Below are 21,066 nucleotides of genomic sequence, written 5' to 3' on the forward strand. Positions count from 1 at the left end.
GCCGATGGTGGTGGCGGCGGGCGGGATCAGGGGAGGATGTAGATCACCGCGAAGAGGCCCACCCACACGATGTCGACGAAGTGCCAGTAGTACGACACGACGATCGCCGAGGTGGCCTGTGCGGGCGTGAACTTGCTGAGCTTGGTGCGGATCAGCAGGTACACGAACGCGATGAGCCCGCCGATCACGTGCAGGCCGTGGAAACCGGTGGCGAGATAAAACACCGTGCCGAACGGGCCGGACGGGATCGTCAGCCCCTCGTTCACCAGGTTGTGGTACTCGTTGGCCTGGCCCGCGACGAAGATCGCGCCCATGATCAACGTGACGATGTACCAGCGCCGGAGCCCGTAGACGTCCCCGCGCTCCGCGGCGAACACGCCGAACTGGCACGTCAGCGAGGACAGCACCAGGATCACCGTGAACGGGATCGCGTACGGGATGTTGAGGTGGAATTCCTCGCCGTGCAGGGGCGGCGGCCAGGGTGCGCCGGCCGCGTTCTGCGCCTTGACGGTGAAGAACATGGCGAACAGTCCGGCGAAGAACATCAGTTCGCTGGACAGCCACACGACTGTGCCGACGCTGACCATGTTCGGCCGGTTCAGCGAGTGGACCCGCTGGCTGATGGTGGGAGCTGCCGTTGTCACGGATCGCATTATGTCCTCCCGCGCGGGCACCCCGCCCTTCGGGTCCACGGCGGGTCGTGGGAGCTTCGCATCACACCCGAACCCGGCACAGGCAGGAGCTACTCGTGAGGTTGCTCGGTCGGCTTCGTGACCTGGCCCGAAAGCGCGAAAGTCCCGGTCTGACGCCTGATGCGCCCGGTTTGGTGATCGTCGCGGAGGCGTTCGACCCCGCCGTGGCCGACTCGGCGGTGCTCGCGAATTCACCCGGCTGGGTCGCATCCGCGCCCGCCGTCTTCGTCCACCACCTGAGCCTGCCGCCCGATCGCGTGGCCGAGGCAGCGGCGATCCTCGCGCAGGACGGGTGGGAGCTGCGCGAGCAAGGCCCCGACGGTGACCGAGTGCTGGTCCACGCCCTGCGGGTGCAGGTGCTCGACGCCCTGCACTGCGCCCAGGAACGCTCGCGGATGGCCGGTCTGGCGCAGCGCCTCGGCGGCGACGCGCTCGGCTGGGACGCCCGGCAACCGGGTGAGTCGCCCACCGCGTCCGCGTGAGATGCATCTCGGCCGATACGATCGCGAAGTTCCACCCGTGACGAGACGGAGGCGTGCTCAATGGGCGAGCAGACGAAGCGGATTCTGGTGTTCAGCCACAAGGCCGAGGTCCGCGACGCGATCATCAACGCCGTCGGCCGGCGGCCCGCCGCCGACCTGGGCCGCGTGGAGTACGTCGAGGCGGCCGGGATCGCCGACGTGCTGTCCGAGGTGGACGCCGGCACCGTCGACCTCGCGATCCTCGACGGCGAGGCGCAGCCCACCGGCGGCATCGGCCTGACCCGCCAGCTCAAGAACGAGATCACCGACTGCCCGCCGATCGTGGTGGCCGTGCGGCGCAAGGACGACCGCTGGCTCGCCACCTGGTCGCAGGCCGACGCCGTGCTGGTGCACCCACTCGACCCGCTGACCGCGGCGGAGACCGTCGCCGGCGTGCTGCGCGCCGGGCGCGTGCCCGCCGTCAACGGCTGAGCCGGGGATGGGCACCACCCCGGTCCCCCACACCTGGTCCGGCCTGCTGACGCAGCTGATCGGGCGCTCGGACCTGTCCGCCGACGACACGGCGTGGGCCATGGACCAGATCATGTCCGGGGAGGCCACGCAGGCGCAGATCGCCGGGTTCGCGATCGCGCTGCGCGCCAAGGGCGAGACGCCGGAGGAAATCTCCGGCATGGCCGAGGCGATGCTGGCGCACGCGCGCCGCATCGAGCTGGACGCGCCCGCCGTCGACATCGTCGGCACGGGCGGCGACCGGTCCAACTCGGTCAACATCTCCACGATGGCGACGATCGTCACAGCGGCCGCGGGCGCGCCCGTGGCCAAGCACGGCAACCGCAGCGCTTCGTCGAAGTCGGGCGCGGCCGACGTTTTGGAGACGCTCGGCGTCGCGATCGAATTGCCGCCGGACGCGGTGCACCGGTCGTTGCGCGAGATCGGCATCGGCTTCTGCTTCGCGCCCGCGTTCCACCCGGCGTTCCGCCACACCGGCCCGCCGCGGCGGGAGCTGGGCGTGCCGACGACGTTCAACCTGCTCGGCCCGCTCACCAACCCGGCGCAGCCGCGCAGCGCGCTGATCGGCTGCGCGTACGCGGACAAGACCCGCGTGCTCGCGGAAGTGTTCGCACAGCGCGGTTTCTCGGTGCTCGTGGCCCGCGGCGACGACGGCCTCGACGAGATCACCACCACCACGACCACGTCGGTCTGGGTGGTCTCGGACGGCACCGTGACCGAACGCAGCTTCGACCCGAGCGCGCTCGGCATCCCGCGCGCCACGGCCGAGGACCTGCGCGGCGGCGACGCGACGGCCAACGCCGAAGTGGTGCGCCAGCTCGTGGCCGGCAAGACCGGTCCGGTGCGCGACGCCGTGGTGCTTAACGCGGCGGCCGCGCTCGCCGCGTTCCGGGGCTTCTCCGGTTCGCTGGAGGACGATCTGGCCATCGGGCTGGAGCAGGCCAACCGCGCCATCGACTCCGGCGCGGCGGCGGCCCTGCTGGAGCGCTGGATCACGTTCTCCTCGGCGTCTCGCTGACCCGACCACCCCAATGTGGCGTTGGTTGCGTTGAGCGCACCCAATGAGGTTTTCTCAGTAGGGCTGGTGGGGTGCGTGTTGTCTTGAGGTGAGGCGTGGGGCCCCTGGTAGGACTGGATTTGCGAAGATCAAATCCTAAAATTCCCGAGGCCCCACGTGATCACCCATGGTGCCACGCTAGATGTGGCACGCGAACTGGCCCTGTTCGTTGCCGATGTGCTGCGCGCGGAACGACACCGGCGGGGCACCCGCCGCCGCACGCGGGCCTTGACCCCCTACCGGCAGGCGCTGCTGGTCCTGCGCTGGTTCCGCGACGCCACCCCCGTGCACCGGCTCGCCGCCGATCACCAGGTCAGTGTCGCCACCGCCTACCGCTACCTGCACGAAGCCATCACCGCGCTCGCGGCGCAGGCCCCGGACCTGCACCAGGTCCTGCAACAACGCCAGGCCGGCGGGGACACTCACGTGATCCTCGACGGCACCCTGATCCCCACCAGCCGCATCGCGGCGACCACCGTCAAAACCAAGGGTAAGAACCGCGGGGCGACGGTGCACCTGTGGTACTCCGGCAAACACCGTGCCTTCGGCGGGAACATCCAATTCCTGGCCAGCACCGACGGATTCCCACTCTGGGTCTCACCCGTGCTGCCCGGCTCCCGCAACGATCTTTCCGCCGCCCGTGACCTCGGCATCGTCGGCGCCCTGACCGCCTCGGCAAGCCAAGGCCTGCCGACACTGGCTGATCGGGCCTACCACTCAGCCGGGATCGGGATCCTCACACCATTCAAAAAACCCGCAGGCCAACCACCCCTCGCCACCGACCAACAGACCTACAACCTGCTCCACAGCCGACTACGCTGCCTCGGCGAACGCGCCGCCGCCATCCTCAAAACCCGCTGGACAGCCCTACGACGCATCACCCTCTGCCCCAAACGCATCGGCACCATCGTCCAAGCAGCACTCGTCCTCACCCACCACCAACACCACGGCCGCTACTGAGAAAACCTCAATGTGGCGTTCGGTGCGCTCAACGCACCGAACGCCACATTGGGTGCGTTGAGCGCAACCAACGCCACATTGGGGGCGGGCGGGACGAGAGGTCCGGGGTGGAGAGAGGGCGTCCGGAGGGTTGGGACAGTCGTCCTGAAAACGCCTGTTTTCTCCTGGTGGGGAGCCCAGGCGCCCGGCCACGTAGGCTTGACGGGTGCTCGCCGTAGTTCCACCACCAGTCACCGTCCGGGTCCCGGCCAAGGTCAACCTGCACCTGGCCATCGGTGACCTGCGCGAGGACGGCTACCACGACTTGGTCACCGTCTTCCAGGCGTTGTCGCTCACGGACGAGGTGACCGTCGCGGCCACTGACGACCCGGGGCTCGAGGTCTTCGGCGAGGGGGAGGGGTCGGTGCCCACCGACGCCACCAACCTCGCCTGGCGCGCGGCCCAGGAGCTCTCCACCTACGCCGGCCGCGCCGAGGGCGACGACCCGAAGGTGCGGATCGTGCTGCGCAAGGGCATCCCCGTCGCCGGCGGTATGGCGGGCGGGAGCGCCGACGCGGCGGCGACGCTCGTCGGCCTGGCCTCGCTGTGGAAGCTCGACGTGACGCGCGACGAGCTGGCCGCCATCGCGGGCAAGCTCGGCAGCGACGTGCCTTTCGCGCTCTACGGCGGCACCGCGCTCGGCACCGGCCGCGGTGAGCAGCTCGTGCCCGTGCTCTCGCGCCACACGTTCCACTGGGTGCTCGCGTTCGACACCGAAGGCCTGTCGACGCCGAAGGTGTTCGGCGAGCTCGACCGCCTGCGCGCCGAAGGCAACCCGCCGCGCATCGGCTCGCACACCCCCGTCGTCGAGGCCCTCGCGTCGGGCGACCCCCGTCAGCTCGCGCTGCTGCTGGGCAACGACCTACAGGCGGCGGCCGTGTCTCTACGTCCTGGCTTGCGCCGCACGCTGCGCGCGGGCGTGAACGCGGGTGCGCTGGCCGGGTGTGTTTCCGGCTCGGGGCCCACGTGCGCGTTCCTCTGCGCCGACGCGCAGGCCGCCGTCGAGGTGGCGGCCGAGCTGTCCGGCGCCGGCGTGTGCCGAACCGTGCGCGTCGCCCATGGCCCGGTGCCTGGCGCCCGGCTGGTCGGCGGCGACGACGCACCCCGTGGCACGCCACCGCGTGTGCACGCCTGAACATCTGTCCATTGTGGAAAGGATCGGCTGAATCGGATGGCCAACCTGGTCAACCTGGAGTCGGTGAGCAAGTCGTACGGGGTGAAACCGCTGCTGGACAGCGTTTCTCTCGGCGTCGCCGCCGGACAGCGCATCGGCGTAGTCGGTCTCAACGGTGGTGGCAAGACCACGCTGCTGGAGGTGCTCGCGGGTCTGAGCGAACCGGATTCCGGCCGGGTGAGCCATGTTCGTGACCTGCGCATGGCCGTCGTCACCCAGCGCACCGAGCTGCCTTCGGGCAGCACGGTCGGCGACGTCGTGCTCGAACGCTATGGCGCGGAACATGAATGGGCCGCCGACGCGCGCGTCCGGTCTATTGTGGACGGACTCGGCATCACGGCGATCGGTCTCGACACCCCGACCGCGAACCTCTCCGGTGGCGAACGCCGTCGCGTCGCGCTGGCCGCGGCCCTGACCGGCGAGCTCGACCTCGTGGTGCTCGACGAGCCCACCAACCACCTGGACGTCGAAGGTGTCCGCTGGCTGGCCGACCACCTGCTCGCGCGCCGGATCGCCGTGGTGGTCGTGACCCACGACCGGTGGTTCCTCGACACCATCGCAAGCCTCACGTGGGAGGTCACCGGAGGGCGCGTCGAGCAGTACGAAGGTGGTTACGCCGACTGGATCTTCGCGCGCGCCGAGCGGGCGCGCCTGGCCGCGACGGCCGAGGAGAAGCGGCAGAACCTGGCGCGCAAGGAGCTGGCGTGGCTGCGCCGCGGCCCGCAGGCGCGCTCGTCGAAGCCGCGTTACCGCGTTGAAGCCGCCGAGGCGCTGATCGCCGACGTGCCGCCGCTGCGCGACTCGGTGGAGCTGATGGCGTTCGCCAAGCGCCGCCTCGGCAAGACGGTGCTGGAGCTGGAAGACGTGTCGTTCAGCGTCGGCGACCGGACGCTGCTCGACCACGTGACGTGGCGGATCGGGCCGGGCGACCGCGTGGGTCTCGTCGGCGTGAACGGGTCCGGCAAGACCTCGCTGCTCAAGCTGCTGGGCGGCGACGTCGCTCCCGAGACGGGGCGGCTGGTCGAGGGCAAGACGGTCGCGCTCGCGCACCTGCGCCAGGAGCTCGACGACCTGCCGGCCGACCTGCGTGTGCTGCAGGCGATCGAGCAGGTGGCCGGGCGCGTGGTGTTCGGCAAGCAGGAGATGACGGCGTCGCAGCTGGGCGAGAAGCTGGGCTTCCCGGCCGAACGGCAGTGGACGCCCGTCGGCGACCTGTCTGGTGGCGAGCGGCGCCGGCTGCAGCTGTGCCGGCTGCTGATGGCCGAGCCCAACGTGCTGCTGCTCGACGAGCCCACCAACGACCTGGACATCGACACCCTGCAGCAGCTCGAAGACCTGCTCGACGGCTGGCCCGGCACGATGGTCGTGGTCTCGCACGACCGCTACCTCGTCGAGCGCGTCTGCGACACGACCGTGGCCCTGTTCGGCGACGGCCACGTGACGAACCTGCCCGGCGGAATCGAGGAGTACCTCAACCGCCGCACGAAGCTGCAGGCGGCGACGCCGGGGCGCGGGGCGTCGGCGGCTCCGGAGAAGGCCGAGGCCAAGCGCAGCAACGCGGAGATCCGGGCCGCGCAGAAGGAGCTCGGCCGGCTGGAGCGCAAGCTCGACCAGCTGGCCAAACGCGAGGAGAAGCTGCACGCGGCACTGCTCGAGGCGGCCACGGACCCGGACAAGCTCATCGCGTTGAACACGGAGCTGAAGGGCGTGCACGCGGAGAAGGAAGACGTCGAAGCGCAGTGGCTGGAGACGTCCGAAGCGCTCGAATGACGGCTTGATCCGCGGCCTGATCGACGCTGTTCACGCCGCCGCAGGCGAGCGTTGACAACAAGACAGTAATCTGTCGCGCATGAGTCGGTTCGTGGACACGCTCGTCGAGACGGCGACGGGGCGGGGTCAGCAGCGCGGCATGGTCACGGGCGAGCCCAAGGAGCCGGTTCGCCGGACGTGGGCCGAGGTCCACGACCAGGCCAAGAAGATCGCCGGTGGGTTGGTCGCGGGCGGGTTGAAGCCAGGGAGCGCGGTCGCCGTGCTGGCCGCGGCGCCGGTGCTCATCGCGCCCACCGTGCAGGCCGTGTGGCTGGCCGGCGGCAGCGTGACGATGCTGCACCAGCCGACGGCGCGCACGGACCTCGCCGAGTGGGCCGAGGACACGGTCAAGGTGCTGGGGATGATCGGCGCCGGGCTGGTGGTGCTGGGCGAGCCGTTCGACCAGCTCGCGCCCGTGCTGGCGGAGAAGGGCATCGAGCACCGCCTGATCACCGAGCTGGCCGAGGCCGAGCCGCTGGCCGAGGTCGTGCCCACCGACGAGGGCGCCACCGCGTTGCTGCAGCTCACCAGCGGTTCGACGGCCGACCCCAAGGCTGTGCGCATCACCTACGGCAACCTCTACACCAACGTCAAGGCCATGGTCGACCGCGCGGAGTTCGACTTCGAAGTCGACGTGATGGTGTCGTGGCTCCCGACGTTCCACGACATGGGCATGGTCGGCTTCCTGACCGTGCCGATGACCTTCGGCGTGGAGCTGGTGAAGATCACGCCCGTCGAGTTCCTGACCGGCCCGCTGATCTGGCCCGAGCTGATCTCCAAGTACAACGGCACCACCACGGCCGCGCCGAACTTCGCGTACGCCATCGTGGGCCGCCGAATGGCCCGCGTCGAGGACGACAACGCCTACGACCTGTCCAAGCTCCGCATCGCGCTCAACGGCGCCGAGCCGATCGACGAGACGGCCGTCCAGACCTTCGTCGACGCGGGCGCCCGCTTCAAGATGCCGGCCGAGTGCGTGTTCCCGGCGTACGGCATGGCCGAGGCGACTCTCGCGGTGTCTTTCGCGCCGCTGTTCACCGGTCTCACCCTGGACGTCGTCGAGGCCGACGCCCTGGAGGCGGACGACCGTGCCGTCCCGGTCCCTGAGGGCGACTCTCGGCGCGGCACGGACGCGGTGCGCTCCTTCGCCGTGCTGGGCCGTCCGCTGGACGGCCTGGAGGCGAGCATCGTCTCAGCGGACGGTTCGCTGCTGGGCGATCGCGAAGTCGGCGAAATCCGCCTCCGCGGCCCGGCCGTCACCCCGGGCTACCTCACCGTCGACGGCCCCCTCGACACCCAGGACGCCGACGGCTGGATGAAGACGGGCGACCTCGGTTACCTCATCGACGGCCAGATCGTCATCTGCGGCCGCCGCAAGGACGTCATCATCATGGGCGGCCGCAACCTGTACCCCACCGACATCGAACGCGCGGCCACGTCGGTCGAGGGCGTGCGCGCCGGCAACGCCGTCGCCGTCCGCCTCGACGCGGGCAGCCGCCGTGAACGCTTCGCCGTCGTCGTGGAGTCCAAGCTGGCCGGCGACGCGGACGCCGAACGCGCGTTGTCGAAGCAGGTCGCCGCCCGCGTCCGTGATGCCGTGGACATGCGCCCGTTCGCCGTGGTGGTCCTGCCGGCCGGCAGCCTGCCCAAGACGCCCTCGGGCAAGGTCAAGCGCGCGGCGACTGCGGTGCAGTACGCGGACAAGATCGCGCACAACGCGGACCACTGACCTCGGCTTCGACCGGCAACGCAGGCAGACACGGAACCGGCCCACTCACCACAGTGAGCGGGCCGGTTCCGTGTTCTCGGGGCTTGGGAAGTCCGGAGGGCGGGGTTGTTTCAGGAAGAAAGGACAAACGCAGGCCGGGAAAGCGCCGCGGGGGAACGACGCCGTCAAGGCCGGAAAGACCTACCGGTCCTGGAAGGACTCGGCGTTCTCCGTCACCTCCGGACGCGGGGCCCGGGAGGCGGTCGCCTCGTGTTCGTCGCGCGCGCCGGGCACGGCGGGAGCGCGCCGGCCGGACAGGTCGGCCAGCTGTTCCTCCACGGTGTCCAGGAACTGGTCGACTTCGCGTTCGTCGTAGCCGCGCTTGCCGATCAGCGGCTTGTTGAACATGACGTGGTGGACTTCGGCCGCGGTCAGGTCGTCCTCTTCGGCGATCGTTTTCGCGATGCGCCGCACGAACTCGTCGACCTCCTGTTTGGCATAGCCACGGCGGCCGATCGGGGCGTTACCGAAGGTGACCTCGGTGAGGTCCTCGGCGGTGAACGACATGAAACATTCTCCGATTCAGGGTCGGTGTGCGGACTCCCGCATTCCGTCCTAACCGGTCACCGAGGCACCGGGAACCCCGAGCGCGTCGGGACGACTCGATCAGGGCCCCATAAGCCGCCCATCGAGTGAGGAAAAACTACGCAGCGCCACTCTTGATCACTAACAGAGAGCAACCGGCTGATCAGCCTGCGTGGAACTCGTTCTGGGCCGCGGTGAGCCCCTTGGCCACGAGCGCCTCGGCGGCGTCGGCGGCCACGGCGACCTCGAACGGGAGCTCCTTGCGCTCGACCGCCGAGAAGTCCTTCAGCACGAAATCGGCGGGATCCTGGCGGCCCGGGGGGCGGCCGATGCCGAAGCGCACGCGGTAGTACTCACGCGTGCCGAGCGACTTGGTGATCGAACGAAGGCCGTTGTGCCCGTTGTCGCCGCCGCCGAGCTTGAGCTTCAGCGCGCCGAACGGCACGTCGAGCTCGTCGTGCACCACGACGACGCCCGAGGGCTCGACCTTGAAGAACCGGGCGGCGCCGACCACGGGCCCGCCGGAGAGGTTCATGAACGAACGCGGCTTCACCAGCACCACGCGACGGCCCGAAAGCCGCCCCTCCAGCACCTCGGCGCCGCTCTTGTGCGCCTTGAACTTGCCCCCGATGCGGGTGGCCAGCTCGTCGAGCACCATGAAGCCGACGTTGTGGCGGTTGCCGGCGTACTGGGGCCCGGGATTACCGAGGCCGGCGAGCACGATCAGCTCGCCGGCCCCAGGCAGGTCTTCACTCACGGAAGTGAGTTTATTCGGCGTCCCCGGCGGGAGCCTCGCCGCCTTCGGTGGCGGCCTCTTCGCCGGCGGTCTCTTCACGCTGCGGCTCGTTCACGGCCACGACCAGCGCTTCGCTGTCGGTCACCAGGTTCGCGCCCTGCGGCAGCGTGAGCTGCGCGGCGGTGATCTGGGTGCCGATCTCGAGACCCTCGACCGAGACCTCGATCTGGTCCGGGATGTGCAGCGCCTCGACCTCGATCTGCACGACGCCGAGGTCCTGGTTCACCAGGCCACCCGGGCCGGCGGTGCCGGTGACGACCACCGGCACGTCGACGGTGACCTTCTCGCCGCGGCGAACCACGAGCAGGTCGACGTGCTCGATGTAGTTCTTCAGCGGGTGCACGACGATGGTCTTGGTCAGCGCCAGCTCGCTGGAGCCCTCGAGGTCGAGGGTGAGCACGGCGTTGCTGCCGTTCTCACGGACGACGCGGGCGAACTCGAGGGCCGGCAGCGCGAAGTGCCGCGGGTCCGAGCCGTGCCCGTAGAGGACCGCGGGGATCTTGCCGGCGCGACGGGTGCGCCGCGCGGCGCCCTTGCCGAACTCGGTGCGCGGCTCGACGGAAAGACGTACCTCGGACACGGTGTAGCACTCCTTCAAATCACAATTCGGTGCAGCAGGTGGCGGCGGGGATCGTCGATCTCTGCTCGGGGCGGTGTTCACAAATCAGCGTTCAAAATCGGCTGCATACGGCGGCGAGTTTCCAAGCGTGCACATTCCACGGGGCTTCTCGAGCCGCCGCGTCGATCACGCTGGGCACCACAGGGTGCACCCGCCTCGCCGAGACAACTCGAGAAGTGTAAACCCTCGTTCGACAAGGAGGTTGCGGTGGGTGGCCCCGCACGACTAAACCTTGGGTCGGCCGGCGGGCGACGACTCGATTCCGGTGGTGCAGGCGCGTGCCGCGGGCATGGGATGATCCCCGCGGAAAAGAGGGGCGAGAATGCGGGCTCGATGGATCGCCGCGGCGGTCGTATTACTGGGTGGGGTGCTGGCGGGTTGTCAGGTCGCGGTGACGGGTTCGGCGGGGGTTTCCGCCGCTGACCAGCAGATAGCCGACCGGCTGGCGGATCAGCGAGCTGCCGTGGACGCCGCGTTGGACGCGCTGGGCAAGGCGCCCGCGCTGGAGCTCGACACCACGGTGAAGGACGCGTCGGGCAAGCCGATCGGTCTCGGTTTCCGCATCACGCGCGATGGTGACGGGTTCGGCGCGCTGCCGTTCGAAGGTCACGTGGTGCAGGTCACCGAGCTCGGGGACGATCTCTACCTCTCCGCCGACGCCGACTACTGGAAGTCGCACGGCCTCGAGGAAAACAGCACGCAGTTCGGTGCCGGCTGGGTGCACACCGTCGGTACGGAGCTGCCGATGGACCCCGGCGCGCGGTTCGCCCCGGACAAGCTCGTGACCGGGCTGGTCAAATCGTTGTCGAGTCTCAACCAGACGGCCGACCCGGTGAAGCGCAAGCTCGAGGACGGCACGGAGGTCTACCAGCTCGGCGGCGGCCTCGGCGCGCTGCAGGTGACCACCGCGCAGCCCTTCCGCGTGGTCTCGTTCGCGCCGGCGCTGCTCGACCCGCTGGGTGGCCCGAAGCTCGGCACCGGGTTCCAGGTGAAGGCGCTGACCGGCGACGCGCTCAAGAAGTTCCACACCGACTTCGACAACACGGTCGGCGGGCTCGGACAGCCGTTCGACGGGCTCGCGCAGTCGAGCGTGGTGGTCACCAACGACCGCCTCGACTGCAAGGACTTCGTCGGCTCGTGCACCGCCACCGTCGACGTGACCAACAGCGTCGTCGGCAACAGCTCGGGCTCGAAGCCCGTGGTGCACGTGACGCTCACGATCGACGTCAGCGCCGATTCGCTCGGCTCGAAGACCTGCACCACGCAGGGTGACGCGGCGGCCGACGCGACCATCACGATGTCGTGCTCGGTCAAGTTCTCGCTGCCCAACCGCACCGCCAGCTACCAGGTGCTCGCGAAGCCGACGGCCGTCGGCGAGGTGCACGTGCCCTTCGACGCGAACGCGGTGAAGGCCGAGCTCGCGAAGTCGTTCGCCCTGCTCGGCGCCTGACCTGCACGCCTACCGCGGGGTGCGTTGGTTTCGTTGAAGTAGTGGATCTTCCGTTCGTACCCTCGACGTCGTCGAGGTGTCCTCAGGAGGAGCGGAAGATGAGCAAGCTGGTGGTGTTCGGCGCGACGGGGTACGCCGGTGGCCGGATCACGGACGAGGCGCTGCGGCGCGGGCATGCGGTCGTCGGGGTGGCGCGCAAGGCCGAGGGCTTGCCCGCCGACGTCGAGGCCCGTGCGGGCTCGATGCACGACGCCGGGTTCGTCGCCGACGTGACGAAGGGGGCCGACGTGATCGTGATCGCGACCCCGGGCCGGGTGAACGACGAGGGGCAGAAGCTGCTCGACGCGTTGCCGACGCTCGCAGACGCGGCCCGCGCGGCCGGTGCGCGGCTGTCGTTCGTGGGCGGTGCGGCCTCGCTGCTCGTGGCCGAGGGTGGCCCGCGGCTGCTGGACACGCCGGACTTCCCGGACGCGTACAAGCCCGAGGCGAGCAGCCACGCCGAGGTTCTGGTCGCCCTGCGCGAGCTGCCCGGCGACGTCGAATGGTTCTACGTGAGCCCGGCCGCGGAGTTCGGCGCGTGGAACGCCGGCGAGCGCACGGGGTCGTTCCGCGTGGGTGGCGAGGTGCTGCTGTCCGACGAGGAGGGCCGTTCGCAGATCGGCGGTGACGACTTCGCGATCGCGTTCGTGGACGAGATCGACGAGCCGCGCCACAGCCGGGCGCGCTTCACCGTCGCGTACTGACGGCGGACGGGGCCCCTCGAAGCCGAGGGGCCCCGGCTCGGGTCAGCCCGGGGAGCCGACGGTGCAGAAGAACTTCGTGGCGTGGGCCGGGTCGAGGGCGTTCGTGACGAGGTTCCAGACGTTGAGGTCATACGCCTCGCCGATGTGGCCCACCGGGTCGAACGGACACGTGTCCTGCACGTATTCGTTCACCACACCCGGCTCGCGCACGAACGACGTGTCGGTGGGGGTCACGAGCTCGTCGTACCGCGAGGTGATCACGGTGTACTTCACGTCGGCCTGCGCGATGGGACCGGTGGTCAGCTTCTTCACGGCGGCGCCGTCGGTGATCAGGTCGTCGCAGGCGGGGCAGCCGAGCGTGGACAGGGCCTTGCCGACGGCGTCGCGCTCGCCCTGCCCGAGCAGGTACGCGAGCTTGGTGAGGCCGGCGAACGTGGTCCCGTGCGTGGGCGGCGCGATGGACACGACCGAGCCGATCTTGTCCGCGATGCCCTGGGTCTTCGTGACGTAGAGGGACTGGAAGCCGCCCTCGGAGTGGCCCACGATGTCCACTTGCGACGCCCCGGTCTCGGCGAGGACCTGGCCGATGAACTGCTTGATCTCGCCCGCCGAGTCGGCGATCGGGCGCAGGCCGCCGACCACGGGGAAGGCCGGGTAGGCGCCATAGGTCTGGCTGAAGGTGCAGTAGCCCTTGGCCGCGACGGCCGACTGCAGGAAGTTGAGGTCCTCGTAGTAGGTGGCGCCCAGGCCGTGGAGGAAGACCACGGGCCGGGGGTGCGCCGCGCTCGGGCGGCACGACGGGTCGTTGTTGCCGCCGGCCGCCTGCGCGGGCGCGGCGGTGAACGCGGCCGCCACGAGCGCCACGGCGGCCAGCACAGCCGCTTTGGTCCGCAGTTTCCTCATGGAGAAGGGTCCTTCCTCACGGTCACCGGCGGCGTTGCCGGTGGTTCAGGGGGTGGGGTAGAGCGCGTCGGCCAGCGCGGCGTGGCGCCGGGCGGCGACGTCCCTGCGGATCTTGAGGGTCGGGGTCAGCTCACCGGACTCGACGGAGAACGGCTCGGGTACGAGCGCGAAGTCCCGGTTTCGCTCGGGCGGAGAATAGCGTGCGTTCACCGACTCCACGTCACGGGCGATGACCGAGCGCAGTCGCTCGTCGGTGTGCCAGGCGTGTTCGTCCGGATTGATCCCGGTTTCCGCGGCGAGCGCCGGCAGCTGCCGCAGGGTGTCGACGTCGCCGGGGCTCGGGGCTTGTCGTGGACCGGGATTTGGCTGTATGTCGGGGATTTCGGTGCCGAGGACGGGGACCGTGGAGATCCGCCCGGGCTGGTCCGCGAACGCCGCGACACCGCTGTGCGCTTGACATCGAATACCTCCCGGTATTGGATACCTGAAGGTATTGAGTTGGCTTCGTGAAAGTCAAGCCCTTGATCAGGAGGATTCACCCTGATGCCCGCACCGGGTCGCACGCGGCCGACGCGCGCTGAAACGCGCCGCCGAATCCTCGACGCGGCGTTCCAGGTCTTCGGCGACCGGGGCATCGCGGCCTCGAAGCTGACCGAGGTCGCGGCCGCCGCCGGCCTGACGAAGGGCGCGGTCTACTCCAGCTTCGCGTCGAAGGACGAACTGGTGCTGGCGTTGATGGAGGAGCACGCGGCGCACCGGCTTTCCGCCAGCCTCGAGAGCTTCGCCTCCGCCGGCACCGGCGCGGCCGGCCTCGCTGACGTCGCGGCGGTGTTGATGCACGAAATGCGCACGGATGCGGTGTGGCACCGGCTGTTGGCGGAGTTCTTCGCCCTGGCGCACCACGACGCTGACCGCAGGCTTGCCTTGCGCGACCGTCGCCGCGCTGTCCGGCGGACGATCGCGGCCGCGTTGGAGCGCTTGGCTTCGGGGTTCGGCTTCTCCTTGCCGTTGCCGGCCGAAGAGTTCGCGGTGATCCTGCTGGCGCTGAGCAACGGCCTGGCCGTGGAAGGGGACATCGACGAGGAAGCCGTCCCCGAGGGCCTGCTGGGCCGCGTCCTGACGTTGATCGCCGGCGACGCGGTGGCTGCCGTGCGTTCCGCGGCGGAAAGCGTGGCCAGGGACTGAAAACCGCGTCCGCTGCGTTGCCCGGGACCGCTCCCGAAGCGCACGGTTACCGTCGCGCGCATGACTGAGCCGCTCGGAAGCCACGCCACTGATCGCGAACTGCCGTGCTCTGGACGGCGCGAGGTCCGGCTGTGACGCGCCGCGATGACGTGGCTCGGCGGCTGCGCGGGATTCTCCGTCCCTCCACCGGAGCCGTGCGGGCGCAGCGGGATCTGGGTGACGAGCTTGCTTCCGAATCCGCGGCCGCCGCCGAGAGAGCGGGCGGAACCGGCGAAGAGCCCGGCCATCGCGACATCGACGAAGCCGAGGGAGGCATTGTCTCCCACTACGTTTCGGGCCCCTCCGAGGTTCGGCACCCCGGTTCCGGTCGGGACCCGGCGTCGGCAGACCAGGCCGGCCACAGCGAGCGAGAGTCAGCCGGAGGATCCCGCAGCCTTGACCTCAGTGCGCACGCCGAACAGCTGCTGCGAAAGCGCATCGTCGTCCTGAGTGCCGAGATCGACGACGCGATCGCCAACACGATCACCGCGCAGCTGCTGCTCCTCGAGGACGCGGACGCGACTGCCGACATCACCTTCTTCATCAACTCGCCCGGTGGCTCCGTCACGGCCGGCATGGCCATCCTCGACACGATGAACCTCGTCAAGCCGGACGTCGCCACCTGCGCCATGGGGCTGGCCGCCGGCATGGCACAGCTGCTCGTGTCGAGTGGCACTCCCGGCAAGCGGTCCGCCATCCCGCAGGCCGTGGTCGCGTTGAGCCTTCCTCAGCTACAGCCGGATCCGTCGCCGGTGCGGCTCGCTCTGCTCGACAAGTGGACCAGCGAAGTCGTGGGGTTGATCGCGGCCGGCAGCGGCCAACCCGTCGAGCGAGTTCGCGCGGATGCCGAGCGGCAGCGGCGATTCACCGCGGCCGAGGCCCTCGTGTACGGCTTGGTCGACCGGGTGACGGAGAACCGCGCACGGGGATGATCGAGCTGTGGATCACCGGGTGGTCAACGGCCGCGCAACCGAGCGACCACCGGTGCCAGCGTCTCCATCATCGAGTCGAACACCGTGATGTACGAAAACCCGTATCGTTCCCGGCGCTCGACGAGCTGCGTGACGATTTCGTCGACAGTCCCGAGCAACAGCTGCGGAGCTTCGAGGAGCTCGTCGACGCCGGGTTCCGGGTCTGTCAACGCCTGCCATTCCGCGGCGGCGGCGCGGCGATCATCGGTCACGACCACCCGCTGGACCAGCATGTTGTACTCGATTTCCCGACCTCCCGCGAGTGATCGGAAGTACGCCACCCGCGCATCCATCGCCGAAGCCGGATCCAGCACGAACGTCCCCGGCGGCTTGCCCGGCGCCTGGCGCAGACCGGCGAACCCCACGATGTCCGCATCCGACGCCGCCAGCGACAGCACCCCGTCGCTGTTGCCCGCGATCAGCAGCGGCGGAAGATCCGCGCCGAGCCGAGAACGCAGCTCGGACAAGCCATCTCGCAGGTACGCGATCCGATCGGCCGCCTTCAGCCACGGCAACCCGGCCTCGTCGAACTCCGACTTCATGTGGCCCGAACCCAGCCCCAGTTCCAACCGCCCACCGGTCAGGACCCAGGTGTTCGCCACATCTCGCGCGAACAAGGCCACGTTGTAGAACGGCAGGTTCGACACCAACGTCCCCACACGCGGTCGAGAAGTGGCGGCCGCCGCGGCCACCAGCGCGGGAAACGGCGCGGGGCGGCCGGCGCCCAAGTGGTCGGGCACGCTGATCGCGTCGTACCCGAGCTCCTCGGCCCGCCGGCACAAGCCGACGAACGACGAATCGACAGTCCGCAGACTGACACCGAACTTGAAGTTCCCCATGACGCACGAACCTAGCCGCGCCACGCCACGCGGCACACACAGTTTCGCCGCCGGCGGATCGAAATCCACCGACGGCGAAAAGGAAAACCCAAAACTCTCAGGCAGCCCCGTCGAACAACGAAGTCACCGAGCCATCCTCGAACACCTGCTGAATCGCCTCCGCCAGCATCGGCGCGATCGACAGCACCGTCAGCCCCGGGAACCGCTTTTCGTCGGGGATCGGCAGGGAGTTCGTCACGATGACCTCCCGCGCCTTGCACTGCGAAAGCCGCTCGGTGGCGGGGTCCGACAAGATCCCGTGCGTCGTGGCGATGACGACGTCTGCGGCGCCTTCTTCGATCAAAGCCTCCGTGGCCTTCACGATCGTGCCACCGGTGTCGATCATGTCGTCGATCAGCACGCAGAGCTTGCCCTGCACCTTGCCGACCACGCGGTTGGCCACGGCCTGGTTCGGCTTGTCCGGGTCGCGCGTCTTGTGGATGAACGCGATCGGCCGGTCGCCCAGCTGCTGCGCCCACTTCTCCGCCAGCCGCACACGGCCGGAGTCGGGCGAAACGACCGTGATGTCGGCGTCGCCGTAAGTCGCCTTGATGTGGTCGGCGAGGACGGACTGCGCCATCAGGTGGTCGACCGGGCCGTCGAAGAAGCCCTGGATCTGGGCGGTGTGCAGGTCGACGGTCATGATCCGGTCGGCGCCCGCGGTCTTGAACAGGTCGGCGATGAGCCGGGCCGAGATCGGCTCGCGGCCCTTGTGCTTCTTGTCCTGCCGCGCGTACGGGTAGAACGGCATGACCACGGTGATCCGCTTGGCGGAGGCGCGCTTGAGCGCGTCCACCATGATCAGCTGCTCCATCACGTACTCGTTGATGGGCGTGGTGTGCGCCTGGATCACGAAGGCGTCCGTACCGCGCACCGACTCCTCGAACCGTACGAACAGCTCACCGTTGGCGAACGTGTGCGCGGTCTGCGGGGTGATGGTCACGTTGAGGTGCTTGGCGACCTCTTCCGCGAGCTCCTGGTGCGCCCGGCCGGAGAAGAGCATCAGATTCTTCTTCGGCGTACCTTGCTTCGGACTCATGCTGGCGACTCCCCGTCGTTTCCTGCTTCCGACACGGACACGGCGGTGTCCTCACTCGCGGCGAGCGCGGCTTCCGCCGCCTCCGCCGCGGGCGTGCCCGGCCTGCGCCGGACCGCCCAGCCCTCGACGTTGCGCTGGGGCCCCGCCGAGAGCGCAAGTGCACCAGGCGGCACGTCCTCCCGGATCACCGCACCCGCTCCACTGTAAGCGCCGTCACCGATCCGCACCGGCGCCACGAGCGTGTTGTCCGCACCGAGTCGCACGTGGGAGCCCACGACGGTCTGGTGCTTGTTCACGCCGTCGTAGTTCACGAAGACGCTGGAGCAGCCGATGTTGCTGTGGTCGCCGACGGTCGCGTCGCCCACGTAAGTGAGGTGCGGCACCTTCGTGCCGGTGCCGATCTGCGCGTTCTTCGTCTCCACGAACGCGCCCAGCTTGCCCTTCGCGCCCAGCTTGGTGCCGGGCCGCAGGTAGGTGTACGGGCCGACGTTCACGCCGTCGCCCAGCTCGGACTGGTCGGCGTGCACGCGGACCACGGACGCGCCGGCCCCGACCGTCACCGAGGTCAGCGTCGTGTCCGGGCCGACCACGGAGCCCTCGCCGATCGACGTGGTGCCCTTGAGCTGCGTGTTCGGCTCAAGCAGCACATCGCGTGAGAGCGCCACGTCCGCTTCGATCCACGTGGTGTTCGGGTCGGTCACGGTCACGCCCTCGCGCTGCCAGCGGCGCACGATCCGGCGGTTGTACTCGGCGCCCAGCGTCGCCAGCTGCACGCGGTCGTTCACGCCCTCGGTGACCCACGGGTCGTCGACCACCAGCGCACCGACGCCCTTGCCGTCGTGGTGGGCGATGCCCAGCACGTCGGTGAGGTACAGCTCGCCCTGCGCGTTGTCCGTCGACAGCCGCGAGAGACCGTCGGTGAGCACCGCGGCGTCGAACGCGTAGACGCCCGAGTTGATCTCCGTGATCTCGTGCTGCGCCGGCGTCGCGTCCTTGTGCTCGACGATCGACTGGACCACGCCCGCGTCGTCGCGCACGATCCGGCCGTAGCCGGCCGGATTCTCGACCACGGCGGTGAGCACGGTGACCGCGTTGCCCGAGCCGGTGTGCTCGGCCAGCAGCGCGGCGAGGGTCTCGGCGTCGAGCAGCGGCACGTCGCCGTAGCTCACGAGCACGGTGCCGGTGAGGCCGGCGGGCAGCTCGTGCAGCGCGCACGACACGGCGTGGCCGGTGCCCTTCTGCTCGGCCTGCACAGCCGTGGTGACCTCGCGGCCCAGCACTTCGCCGACGCGCGCCAGCTCGGCACCGACGGCTTCACGGCCGTGGCCGATCACCACCACCAGGTGTTCGGGGTTCAGTCCGGCCGCGGCGCGGACGGCGTGTTCCACCAAGGGGCGCCCGGCGATCGGGTGCAGCACCTTCGGGGTGGACGAACGCATGCGGGTGCCCTCACCCGCGGCGAGGATCAGCGTGCTCAGCGGGCCGCTCAACGAGACTCCCAACAACGATTTACCGGCTCGTTCCGACGGGCAACGATCCTACGTGGGCTCCTCGGCGCCCCACGAGGGGTCGGCCGGGATGCTCTCCGCGGGCCAGCTCGCGCCGGCGTCGCCCGCCATCGAATTCGCGGAGGCGACCTGGTTGCCCCCACCGCGTTTTGCTTCGTACATCGCCGCGTCCGCGCGCGCGAGCACCTGCTCGGCCCGCTCCTGCGGCCGCAGCGACACCAGCCCGATGGACAGGGTGACGCCGTGCGAAAGGTGGTGCGGCAGCTCCGCCACCGACTTCACGGCGCGCCCCAGCGCCATCTTCGCGGCCGACGCGGGCGCGCCCGGCAGCAGGACGATGAACTCGTCCCCGCCGTAGCGCGCGACAACGTCGTCGCCGCGCAGGGCGTCACGCAGCGTGCTCGCGACGACGCGGAGCACGTTGTCTCCCTCGGCGTGCGACTGCTTGTCGTTGACGCCCTTGAACCCGTCGAGGTCCACGAGCGCGACGGCGAGCGGCTGCGCGTCGGCCGACGACGCCAGCGCGCGCAGGCGTTCGTCGAGCGCGCGGCGGTTGGGCAGGCCGGTGAGCGGATCCTGCAGCGCCTGCTGCGTGATCGCACCGTGTTCGGCCGACAGCCGTTCGTGTTCGCGGCGCGCGTTGAGCGTGGCGATCTGCGACTCGCGCAGCGTCCACATCTCGGCCTCGAGCGTGGTCGCGTAGTCGATCAGTGACTTGCCGGCGCCCGACGCGTAGTCCGGCGTGGTGTCGAGCCGCGCGAGCTCGCGGGCGATGTTGAGGCGCATCGACGGCTGGGAGATGTCCTCGGACATCGCCTTGCGCGTCTCGCGCAGCACGTCGAGCGCTTCTTCGCGGCGCCCGGCGCGGTCGAGGCAACGCGCGAGAGCGATGGCGACGATCTCCTGCTCGTGCGGGAAGTGGTGGCCGTGGCGCATCTGGTTGAGGCGGTCGACGTGTTCCGCGGCCGGGTTGTGCAGCGCCAGCGCCGAAGCGAGCACGCCCACCTGGTCCACGGCCGAGACGCCGGCCTTGCGCGGGAACAGCGATTCGGCGAACGGACCCTCGGCCGCCACCGCCATCGACGCGGCGGTGCGGAACTTCTCCGCCGCCTCGTCGTACTGCTCGATGCGCTCCAGGCGCAGACCCCAGCCCACCAGCATTTTCACGCGGTTCATCAGCTGCAGCGTGATCTCGTGGGGGCTCGCGCTCTCGCGGATCGCCTGGTGGGCGCGGCTGATGACCTCTTCGGCCGCCTCGTACACGCCCAGCTGGTTGAGCACGATCCAGCAGTCGATGAGCGCCATCGACTGCATGCGGTTCCAGTTGCGCACGCCGACCTGGCGGTCGGGGATCGTGGAGTCGTCGAGGATCGCGAGCGCGCGGGCGATCTCGGTGAGCGCGGCGTCTTCCTGCGCGGCCAGCACCAGCCGGCGCCCGCGCAACGCGTGCGCGTCGGCGCGCAGCAGCGACAGGCCGTGGCGGCGGGTGTGGGCGAGCATCTCGTCGAGCCGCGGCTCTGCTTCGGCGGCCAGCCCGCGCGTGACCAGGCGGGCGAACGCCGACGCGCGCAGCAGCTGCGCGACCAGCGTCGGTTCGCCGCGGCGCAGCGTTTCCTCGAGCAGCCCGTCCATGATCTCGACGATCTCGAGTTGCTTGTCGAACTCCTGCCGCTGGACGGCGGCGATCAGCTCACGCGCGCGGCCGACCAGCCACGCGTCGGACATCTCGACGAGAGTCGGACGCCGGGCGGTTCCGGGGTCGATCGCTCCATCGCTCAGCCGCCCCACACCCCCATCGCCTCGCTGTCTCGCCTCGGGTTGGTCACACGCCTGCTCCGCCGCCAGGATTCGAACCTGAACTGTCAGAACCAAAATCTGAAGTGCTGCCGATTACACTACGGCGGATCGATCCTGGTCAG

21 protein-coding genes and 1 tRNA gene are annotated in these 21,066 nt (G+C 69.8%); 11 read left to right on the forward strand and 11 right to left on the reverse strand.

The genetic code is table 11. From position 1 onward, the window contains the following. Positions 1-26: 26 nt before the first annotated feature. Complete coding sequence (locus tag ABZU76_RS01470; protein WP_285969328.1) at positions 27-653, reverse strand: heme-copper oxidase subunit III; 627 nt, start codon at positions 651-653, stop codon at positions 27-29. A gap of 95 nt (positions 654-748) precedes the next feature. Between ABZU76_RS01470 and ABZU76_RS01475 the strand changes: the two genes are divergently transcribed. The 7 genes from ABZU76_RS01475 to ABZU76_RS01505 all read left to right on the forward strand — a co-directional run bounded on the left by ABZU76_RS01475 (position 749) and on the right by ABZU76_RS01505 (position 8,452). Beyond that, positions 749-1,174, forward strand: a complete 426-nt coding sequence (locus ABZU76_RS01475) for a hypothetical protein (RefSeq protein ID WP_354863942.1) — start codon at positions 749-751, stop codon at positions 1,172-1,174. Positions 1,175-1,234: 60 nt separating this feature from the next. Beyond that, the gene (locus ABZU76_RS01480) at positions 1,235-1,645 is read left to right on the forward strand and encodes a hypothetical protein (RefSeq protein ID WP_354863944.1); all 411 of its coding nucleotides are present in this window, start codon (positions 1,235-1,237) and stop codon (positions 1,643-1,645) included. A 7-nt stretch (positions 1,646-1,652) separates the two neighbouring features. Continuing rightward, positions 1,653-2,702 carry an anthranilate phosphoribosyltransferase gene (gene trpD / locus ABZU76_RS01485; protein WP_354863946.1) on the forward strand — a complete coding sequence of 350 codons (1,050 nt, stop codon included), beginning with the start codon at positions 1,653-1,655 and terminating at the stop codon, positions 2,700-2,702. A 156-nt stretch (positions 2,703-2,858) separates the two neighbouring features. Then, positions 2,859-3,701 (forward strand): transposase family protein, encoded by an 843-nt coding sequence (locus ABZU76_RS01490; protein ID WP_354863948.1) that lies wholly within the window; start codon positions 2,859-2,861, stop codon positions 3,699-3,701. Positions 3,702-3,906: 205 nt separating this feature from the next. Next, the gene (locus ABZU76_RS01495; protein WP_354863950.1) at positions 3,907-4,875 is read left to right on the forward strand and encodes a 4-(cytidine 5'-diphospho)-2-C-methyl-D-erythritol kinase; all 969 of its coding nucleotides are present in this window, start codon (positions 3,907-3,909) and stop codon (positions 4,873-4,875) included. Between the two features lie 36 nt (positions 4,876-4,911). After that, positions 4,912-6,684, forward strand: coding sequence for an ABC-F family ATP-binding cassette domain-containing protein (locus ABZU76_RS01500; protein ID WP_354863952.1), 1,773 nt, complete (start codon positions 4,912-4,914; stop codon positions 6,682-6,684). A gap of 79 nt (positions 6,685-6,763) precedes the next feature. Continuing rightward, a complete protein-coding gene (locus tag ABZU76_RS01505; RefSeq protein ID WP_354863954.1) occupies positions 6,764-8,452 on the forward strand; it encodes a fatty acyl-AMP ligase in 1,689 nt (562 codons plus the stop codon). A 180-nt stretch (positions 8,453-8,632) separates the two neighbouring features. Here ABZU76_RS01505 and ABZU76_RS01510 read toward each other — a convergent pair whose 3' ends face one another. The 3 genes from ABZU76_RS01510 to ABZU76_RS01520 all read right to left on the reverse strand — a co-directional run bounded on the left by ABZU76_RS01510 (position 8,633) and on the right by ABZU76_RS01520 (position 10,392). Further along, positions 8,633-8,998, reverse strand: a complete 366-nt coding sequence (locus ABZU76_RS01510) for a DivIVA domain-containing protein (protein ID WP_220244318.1) — start codon at positions 8,996-8,998, stop codon at positions 8,633-8,635. Positions 8,999-9,179: 181 nt separating this feature from the next. Beyond that, complete coding sequence (gene pth / locus ABZU76_RS01515; RefSeq protein WP_354863956.1) at positions 9,180-9,773, reverse strand: aminoacyl-tRNA hydrolase; 594 nt, start codon at positions 9,771-9,773, stop codon at positions 9,180-9,182. 10 nt (positions 9,774-9,783) lie between these two features. After that, entirely contained in the window at positions 9,784-10,392 is a 609-nt protein-coding gene (locus ABZU76_RS01520; RefSeq protein ID WP_354863958.1) for a 50S ribosomal protein L25/general stress protein Ctc, read from the reverse strand. Between the two features lie 361 nt (positions 10,393-10,753). Between ABZU76_RS01520 and ABZU76_RS01525 the strand changes: the two genes are divergently transcribed. Both ABZU76_RS01525 and ABZU76_RS01530 read left to right on the forward strand, forming a co-directional pair. Continuing rightward, on the forward strand, positions 10,754-11,881 hold the full coding sequence (locus ABZU76_RS01525) for a hypothetical protein (RefSeq protein WP_354863960.1): 1,128 nt from the start codon (positions 10,754-10,756) through the stop codon (positions 11,879-11,881). Positions 11,882-11,979: 98 nt separating this feature from the next. Then, positions 11,980-12,624, forward strand: a complete 645-nt coding sequence (locus ABZU76_RS01530; protein WP_354863962.1) for an NAD(P)H-binding protein — start codon at positions 11,980-11,982, stop codon at positions 12,622-12,624. Between the two features lie 42 nt (positions 12,625-12,666). Here ABZU76_RS01530 and ABZU76_RS01535 read toward each other — a convergent pair whose 3' ends face one another. Both ABZU76_RS01535 and ABZU76_RS01540 read right to left on the reverse strand, forming a co-directional pair. Then, a complete protein-coding gene (locus ABZU76_RS01535; protein WP_354863964.1) occupies positions 12,667-13,527 on the reverse strand; it encodes an alpha/beta fold hydrolase in 861 nt (286 codons plus the stop codon). 45 nt (positions 13,528-13,572) lie between these two features. Beyond that, a complete protein-coding gene (locus ABZU76_RS01540; RefSeq protein ID WP_354863966.1) occupies positions 13,573-13,737 on the reverse strand; it encodes a hypothetical protein in 165 nt (54 codons plus the stop codon). Between the two features lie 333 nt (positions 13,738-14,070). Between ABZU76_RS01540 and ABZU76_RS01545 the strand changes: the two genes are divergently transcribed. After that, positions 14,071-14,712, forward strand: coding sequence for a TetR family transcriptional regulator (locus ABZU76_RS01545; protein WP_354863968.1), 642 nt, complete (start codon positions 14,071-14,073; stop codon positions 14,710-14,712). A 131-nt stretch (positions 14,713-14,843) separates the two neighbouring features. Then, complete coding sequence (locus ABZU76_RS01550) at positions 14,844-15,683, forward strand: ATP-dependent Clp protease proteolytic subunit (protein ID WP_354863970.1); 840 nt, start codon at positions 14,844-14,846, stop codon at positions 15,681-15,683. A gap of 23 nt (positions 15,684-15,706) precedes the next feature. On the opposite strand, the gene ABZU76_RS01555 is transcribed toward ABZU76_RS01550, so the two are convergent. From ABZU76_RS01555 to ABZU76_RS01575, 5 genes are all read right to left on the reverse strand, one after another. Further along, positions 15,707-16,561, reverse strand: coding sequence for a TIGR03621 family F420-dependent LLM class oxidoreductase (locus ABZU76_RS01555; protein ID WP_354863972.1), 855 nt, complete (start codon positions 16,559-16,561; stop codon positions 15,707-15,709). 97 nt (positions 16,562-16,658) lie between these two features. After that, entirely contained in the window at positions 16,659-17,639 is a 981-nt protein-coding gene (locus ABZU76_RS01560) for a ribose-phosphate diphosphokinase (protein ID WP_220244310.1), read from the reverse strand. Then, on the reverse strand, positions 17,636-19,129 hold the full coding sequence (glmU, locus tag ABZU76_RS01565) for a bifunctional UDP-N-acetylglucosamine diphosphorylase/glucosamine-1-phosphate N-acetyltransferase GlmU (RefSeq protein ID WP_354863974.1): 1,494 nt from the start codon (positions 19,127-19,129) through the stop codon (positions 17,636-17,638). The genes ABZU76_RS01560 and glmU overlap by 4 nt, the downstream gene beginning before the upstream one ends. Positions 19,130-19,177: 48 nt before the next feature. Beyond that, positions 19,178-20,872 (reverse strand): GGDEF domain-containing protein, encoded by a 1,695-nt coding sequence (locus tag ABZU76_RS01570; RefSeq protein ID WP_354863976.1) that lies wholly within the window; start codon positions 20,870-20,872, stop codon positions 19,178-19,180. Positions 20,873-20,980: 108 nt separating this feature from the next. Beyond that, positions 20,981-21,052: transfer RNA gene (locus ABZU76_RS01575), tRNA-Gln, on the reverse strand. Positions 21,053-21,066: the final 14 nt, after the last annotated feature.

It is taken from the genome of Amycolatopsis sp. NPDC005232 (genome assembly GCF_040607795.1).
Classification (GTDB): Bacteria; Actinomycetota; Actinomycetes; order Mycobacteriales; family Pseudonocardiaceae; genus Amycolatopsis.

Coding starts and splice junctions, on each gene's coding strand:
- ABZU76_RS01505 (WP_354863954.1), top strand. CDS start 6,764: ATGAGTCGGTTCGTGGACACGCTCGTCGAGACGGCGACGGGGCGGGGT.
- ABZU76_RS01525 (WP_354863960.1), top strand. CDS start 10,754: ATGCGGGCTCGATGGATCGCCGCGGCGGTCGTATTACTGGGTGGGGTG.
- trpD (WP_354863946.1), top strand. CDS start 1,653: ATGGGCACCACCCCGGTCCCCCACACCTGGTCCGGCCTGCTGACGCAG.
- ABZU76_RS01470 (WP_285969328.1), bottom strand. CDS start 653: ATGCGATCCGTGACAACGGCAGCTCCCACCATCAGCCAGCGGGTCCAC.
- ABZU76_RS01535 (WP_354863964.1), bottom strand. CDS start 13,527: ATGAGGAAACTGCGGACCAAAGCGGCTGTGCTGGCCGCCGTGGCGCTC.
- ABZU76_RS01480 (WP_354863944.1), top strand. CDS start 1,235: ATGGGCGAGCAGACGAAGCGGATTCTGGTGTTCAGCCACAAGGCCGAG.
- ABZU76_RS01545 (WP_354863968.1), top strand. CDS start 14,071: ATGCCCGCACCGGGTCGCACGCGGCCGACGCGCGCTGAAACGCGCCGC.
- ABZU76_RS01570 (WP_354863976.1), bottom strand. CDS start 20,872: ATGTCCGACGCGTGGCTGGTCGGCCGCGCGCGTGAGCTGATCGCCGCC.
- ABZU76_RS01500 (WP_354863952.1), top strand. CDS start 4,912: ATGGCCAACCTGGTCAACCTGGAGTCGGTGAGCAAGTCGTACGGGGTG.
- ABZU76_RS01555 (WP_354863972.1), bottom strand. CDS start 16,561: ATGGGGAACTTCAAGTTCGGTGTCAGTCTGCGGACTGTCGATTCGTCG.
- ABZU76_RS01560 (WP_220244310.1), bottom strand. CDS start 17,639: ATGAGTCCGAAGCAAGGTACGCCGAAGAAGAATCTGATGCTCTTCTCC.
- ABZU76_RS01530 (WP_354863962.1), top strand. CDS start 11,980: ATGAGCAAGCTGGTGGTGTTCGGCGCGACGGGGTACGCCGGTGGCCGG.
- ABZU76_RS01510 (WP_220244318.1), bottom strand. CDS start 8,998: ATGTCGTTCACCGCCGAGGACCTCACCGAGGTCACCTTCGGTAACGCC.